Raw genomic sequence first — 1,967 nt, 5'->3', positions numbered from 1 at the left:
GGTCATTGGAGAATTAATGGACGCCTTCGCTCCGGACGAGTGTGAGCAATATATCCGTCATGCCGGCTATGGCAAGTCAACGTGAAAATGCTCTAGATGGCCAAGGTCGGAAAGGTGGCTCAAAGCCGCTGGCGAGCCGATACCAAACAAATGCCGCCTGCGGCCAGAAGCTGTCGTTTGTTTGACTAGCCAGAATGACTGCTTTCAAACCTGCACTAGCCGTCAAGCTTACTAACGGAGTAACTGGGCAAGCAAAGCGTCTCGTGATACCTGGGCAGCCGGATCTAGATTCTGTGCCACAGGTCGGCATCAATCTGGACTTCATCGCTGCGCCGTCTCAAGTGTATTCCATGACCACGTCATCATTTCTGTTTTCCTTGGCCAACGAGCAGGCCCCTATTGACTGCCATTGGTAAGCAATTAATGAGAACAGCTGTTTCCTTTTTCAGGCTACACTGGCTCGATTTACCTAGGAGCATTCATGACTCAAGACGAGATACTGACTATGTTTAGGCAACAGGCGAAGGATCTGCCAAGCAATGCTTCCGCCCTCAATACTGCCATCTTGGAATTGGCCCAGTTACTGGCGGATTCGCGCGGCAGGCTGTCGAAGGAAAATTTCGAAGTGCTGGTGCGTATCGGCGGCGCGCTCTACAAAAATGGGCATAACCAGTTCCATGGAAAGAACGACGTCGATGCGATCATGAAACACTCGCACAGGAACCATGATGAAGGCAGGGGCTCACACTAGCATCGAGTTTGCCCTTGGCAGACGCTGATTCTATTTTCTCCGAGGTGCTAATACCAATCCCAAGTCATAACATACCGTCAGTGACGCCGAGATTGGCCCAAGTGCGGGTGCATAGTGAACGGATCGCACCGGGAACCTGGGTAAAGGCATTCCAGGCATCACAGCAAGCATCGACGATCTGCTCATAGCTGTCGTAACAGCGGTTGGCTAAACTGCGATCACGCAACTGCTGCCACACTTGTTCGGTGGGATTGAGCTCAGGCGAGCCGCTGGGAAGCGGCAATAGCGTCAAGTTGGGCAAGTGTGGCAACTTCGTTGTCGTATGCCAGCCAGCACGATCAAGCAACACGACCGCGTGGCGACCCTCTGGAACAGCGGCACTAATGACGTGCAAGTGATGTGCCATGGTTTGCGTGTCGGCATGGGGCAGCACCAGACCGACGGCGGTATCGCGCTCGGCACAGACGGCACCAAAAATATACGCTGACTCCGATTGCTGTTGCCGTACGACTCTCGGCCGTATTCCCTTTCGAGCCCAAAGGCGAGTTTGCGTACCGCGCTGGCCGATGCGCATCTCGTCTTGGAACCAGATATCGACTTGATCTAGGCAGACCTCAGCGGGCAGGACTGCTCGCACTTCCTGGAGTACGTTTTTTTTGGAAAGCCGCTTGCTTGACTGGATCTGCATACGGACTTCTCGAGCGTGCCGAGATCCACACAATCCCCAGCCGTTTTAACAGTTCATATACACCGTTCAACGAGTAGGCCACGTCAAACTGCTGCGCCAGCAATTGCCGGATGTCTTCGCCGCGGATGCGACCGCCAGCACGCTCCTGCTGCAACTGCTCGATGGCGACCCGGAACGCTTCTTCTTGCTCCCTGGGCAATCGCTGATTACACCAGTATCGCGGTTTGCTACCCAAGCCCTTGAGGCCATCCCGTTCGAACCATCTCTCCCAGCGCGCGACGGTATGACGTGTGGTTCGCAGGGCGGCGGCCACTTCGGTATAGCTTTTACCGTCCTTCAAGTGGGCCAGCGCGATATAGCGTAGTCGTCGGCGCCCGTTCGGTTCTTCCCTCGCCAGTAAGTCAAAGTTGTACCGTTGCAAGCGCTGCAGTGCCTCTGGCGTCAACATGGTCGCCTCCAAGACAGGACTTCGTCTCCTTCAGACCTCCAGCGCCAGAGGCGGTTCGCTTAACCGTGGGATTGGTATAA

3 protein-coding genes are annotated in these 1,967 nt (G+C 55.0%); 1 reads left to right on the top strand and 2 read right to left on the bottom strand.

From position 1 onward, the window contains the following. The first annotated feature begins 481 nt into the window (after nucleotides 1–481). Complete coding sequence (locus tag IGW03_RS16905) at nucleotides 482–751, top strand: hypothetical protein (protein WP_194723748.1); 270 nt, start codon at nucleotides 482–484, stop codon at nucleotides 749–751. A gap of 64 nt (nucleotides 752–815) precedes the next feature. Here IGW03_RS16905 and IGW03_RS16900 read toward each other — a convergent pair whose 3' ends face one another. Beyond that, nucleotides 816–1,439 (bottom strand): IS630 family transposase, encoded by a 624-nt coding sequence (locus IGW03_RS16900; RefSeq protein WP_194723747.1) that lies wholly within the window; start codon nucleotides 1,437–1,439, stop codon nucleotides 816–818. Further along, the gene (locus IGW03_RS16895; protein WP_194723746.1) at nucleotides 1,366–1,887 is read right to left on the bottom strand and encodes a winged helix-turn-helix domain-containing protein; all 522 of its coding nucleotides are present in this window, start codon (nucleotides 1,885–1,887) and stop codon (nucleotides 1,366–1,368) included. The genes IGW03_RS16900 and IGW03_RS16895 overlap by 74 nt, the downstream gene beginning before the upstream one ends. Between the last annotated feature and the right edge of the window lie 80 nt (nucleotides 1,888–1,967).

This window comes from Noviherbaspirillum malthae (assembly GCF_015352985.1).
In the GTDB taxonomy this organism is placed as follows: Bacteria; Pseudomonadota; Gammaproteobacteria; order Burkholderiales; family Burkholderiaceae_D; genus Noviherbaspirillum; species Noviherbaspirillum malthae.
The sequence above is the reverse complement of the archived record's forward strand: the minus strand, read 5'-3'. Positions and strand labels throughout refer to the sequence as shown.